The sequence below is a fragment of the Microbacterium sp. zg.Y909 genome (assembly GCF_024626565.1).
This window is the reverse complement of sequence record NZ_JANJFJ010000481.1, coordinates 1-2981: the sequence shown is the minus strand read 5'-3', so window position 1 is coordinate 2981 and position 2981 is coordinate 1. Positions and strand designations below refer to the sequence as shown.

At 68.8% G+C, this 2981-nt stretch carries 3 protein-coding genes; all 3 read right to left on the bottom strand.

All coding sequences use genetic code 11. The features are described 5' to 3' along the window. The coding region (locus tag NQ160_RS21655) for a hypothetical protein (RefSeq protein WP_257517127.1) at positions 1-255 on the bottom strand (255 nt) is incomplete at its 3' end. Positions 256-411: 156 nt separating this feature from the next. Continuing rightward, a complete protein-coding gene (locus NQ160_RS21650; RefSeq protein WP_257517126.1) occupies positions 412-2091 on the bottom strand; it encodes a ribonuclease J in 1680 nt (559 codons plus the stop codon). Then, positions 2088-2981: 4-hydroxy-tetrahydrodipicolinate synthase (gene dapA / locus NQ160_RS21645; protein ID WP_257517125.1), on the bottom strand; the 894-nt coding region annotated here is incomplete at its 5' end. The genes dapA and NQ160_RS21650, both read right to left, overlap by 4 nt.

The following is a 2981-nucleotide window of genomic DNA, read 5'->3' as shown; positions in this document are numbered from 1 at the left end:
GCCGGCGACCGCCATGAGCACGAGGAGGAACGGGAAGCCGTCGCGGCGCTGGTCCTTCTCGAGCGTCTCGGGGCCGAAGGCTCGGAACAGCCCCCCGGTGGCGTGCGCGAGCCCCATCCAGGCGCGCACGACGACTGGCGGTTTCTCGGGTTCATCCACGTATCGCTTGGGCGCGGGGGCCGGCTTGCGGGCGCGCGAGGACGACCCCTTCGCGGGCGCGCGGCCGCTCGTGGTCGGACTGCTGCTCCTGGCCATCCCTCCACGCTACGTCGGGACCACCGACATTGCCTGGAACGACGCGGCGCTTCGCCCGGCCCGGCGCGGCCCGCGTGCCACTGCGACAGCGCACCCCACGAACGCAGAACGCCCGCGGACCGCACCAGGCGGCCCGCGGGCGTCGTGACGGAAGGCTTACGCCTCGATCACCAGCGGCACGATCATCGGGCGGCGACGCAGACGCTGGTTGACCCAGCGGCCGATCGTGCGGCGGACGACCTGCGAGAGCGCGTGCGAGTCGCGCACGCCGGACTTCGACGCCTCGGCGAGCGCGGCGGCGATCTTGGGCTTGACGTCGTCGAACACCGAGTCATCCTCGGCGAAGCCGCGGGCGTGGATCTCGGGTCCGGTGATCACGCGGCCGGTGGCGGCATCCACCACGACGATGACGGAGATGAACCCCTCCTCGCCGAGGATGCGACGATCCTTGAGGTCGGCGTCGGTGATCTCGCCGACCGTCGAGCCGTCGACGTACACGAAGCCGATGTCGAGCTGGCCGACCACCGTGGCCACGCCGTCCTTGAGGTCGACGACCGTGCCGTTCTCGCCGAGGATGGTGCGCTCGGCCGGAATGCCGGTGTCCTGCGCGAGCTTGGCGTTCGCCATCAGGTGGCGATATTCGCCGTGCACGGGCAGCACGTTCTTGGGCTTGAGGATGTTGTAGCAGTACAGCAGCTCACCGGCGGCGGCGTGCCCCGAGACGTGCACCTTCGCGTTGCCCTTGTGCACCACGTTCGCGCCGAGCTTGGTCAGGCCGTCGATGACGCGGTAGACCGCGTTCTCGTTGCCCGGGATGAGGCTGGATGCCAGGATCACCGTGTCGCCGGGACCGGGCTCGATCGCGTGGTCGAGGTTGGCCATGCGACTGAGCACCGCCATCGGCTCACCCTGCGAGCCGGTGGACATGAAGACGATCTTGTCGTCGGGCAGGTCCTGGGCCTTCTTGTAGTCGATCAGCACACCCTCGGGAACGGTGAGGTACCCGAGGTCGGCGGCGATCGTCATGTTGCGCAGCATGCTGCGGCCGAGAAGCGCCACGCGGCGGCCGTTGGCGTGAGCGGCATCCAGCACCTGCTGCACACGGTGAACGTGGCTCGAGAAGCTGGCGACGATCACGCGGCGCGGCGCCTTGGCGATGACCTGGTCGAGCACGGGCCCGATCGAACGCTCCAGCGGGGTGAAGCCCGGCACGTCGGCGTTGGTGGAGTCCACGAGGAACAGGTCGACACCCTGCTCGCCCAGTCGCCCGAACGCGCGCAGGTCGGTGAGGCGCCCGTCCAGGGGCAGCTGGTCCATCTTGAAGTCGCCGGTCACCAGCGCCATGCCGGCGGGCGTGTGGATGGCGACGGCGAGCGCGTCGGGGATGGAGTGGTTGACCGCGACGAACTCGAGGTCGAACGGTCCCACCTGCTCCTTCTGCCCCTCCTTGACGGTGAGCGAGTAGGGCTTGATCCGGTGCTCTTTGAGCTTCGCCTCGACCAGCGCCAGGGTCAGCCCCGAGCCGATCAGGGGGATGTCCCGCTTCAGCCGCAGCAGGTAGGGCACCGCTCCGATGTGGTCTTCGTGACCGTGCGTCAGCACGACGCCGACGATGTCGTCGAGGCGGTGCTTGATCGGCTCGAAGTCCGGCAGGATCAGGTCGACGCCGGGCTGGTGCTCCTCGGGGAAGAGCACGCCGCAGTCGACGACGAGCAGCTTGCCCTCGTATTCGAAGACGGTCATGTTGCGCCCGATCTCCCCGAGTCCGCCGAGCGGCGTGACGCGGAGGGTTTCGGGGGCGAGGGCGGGGGGAGAGGTGATCTCGTGGGGACTCATCGTGTCGTGCCGTGAACCTTCGGGAGTGCGCCGCCAGCTGCCGCGTTGCGGTCGGGACGGAAATTGGAGAAATCAGCGCCGACGACGTCGGTCACCAGGGCAAGCTCGTCCTCGATCATCGCCGCTTCCCACTCCTCCGGCCCCACGAGGGGCAGGCGGACGCGGGGGCTGGAGATGCGGCCGAGGCCGTGCAGGATGTACTTCGCGCTCACAGTTCCCGGCACGTGCGTCATGACTGCGCGCACGAGGGGTTCCAGCTGCTTGTGAGCCACCGTGGCCGCGGCGAGGTCGCCCCGGTTCACGGCGTCGATGATGACCCGATAGGGCGCGGCCGCGATGTTCGCGGTCACGCCGATCAGGCCGGTCGCACCGATCGCGAGGTGCGGAAGCGCGTTCGCGTCGTCGCCTGAGAAGTACATCAGGTCTGTTTGGTTGAGCACCCGGCTGACCTCGCTGAAGTCGCCCTTGGCGTCTTTGACCGCGAGGATGTTCGGGTGCTTGGCGAGACGCAGGATCGTCTCGTACTTGATCGGGACCCCGGTGCGTCCGGGGATGTCGTAGAGGATGACCGGAAGGTCGGTGGCGTCGGCCACCAGGCGGAAGTGCGTGAGGATGCCCGCCTGGGTGGGCTTGTTGTAATACGGCGTGACGATCATGATGCCGTCGGCGCCGGCCTTCTCGCTGGCCTTGTACAGCTCGATGGCGTGGGCCGTCTCGTTCGACCCGCCGCCGGTGATGATCTTGGCGCGGCCGGCCGCGACGTCCTTGCCGACCTCGACGAGGCGGATCTTCTCCGGGTCGGTGAGGGTGCTCGTCTCCCCCGTCGTGCCGGTGACGACGATGCCGTCGGCGCCGGCGGCGATGACGTCGTCCATGTGCTTCTCGACGGC